This window comes from Janthinobacterium sp. BHSEK, assembly GCF_056174685.1.
The window spans coordinates 1-257 of the sequence record NZ_JBWBYV010000200.1; the positions used below are offsets into that span (position 1 = coordinate 1).

Sequence of the window (257 nt, forward strand, 5' to 3'; positions counted from 1 at the left end):
TCAACAGCGCGCTCTGGCGTTGGGATGTAGGCATCCAGCGCATCGGCCAGACGCAGCACTGCGTCCACGCCCATCTCGCCTTCTTTGCCTTCCAGCGCCATACGTGCCGAACCTTTGATGATAGGCAGGTCGTCGCCTGGGAATTCGTACTTCGACAACAGCTCGCGCACTTCCATTTCAACCAGTTCCAGCAGCTCTGCGTCGTCGACCAGGTCGCACTTGTTCAGGAACACGATGATGTATGGAACGCCAACTTG

At 57.6% G+C, this 257-nt stretch carries 1 protein-coding gene; it reads right to left on the reverse strand.

Annotated features, from left to right (window positions below; all coding sequences use genetic code 11):
• A partial coding sequence (locus tag AC0V2Y_RS28400) for a GTP-binding protein (protein WP_475418093.1) occupies positions 1-257 on the reverse strand: 257 nt, incomplete at both ends.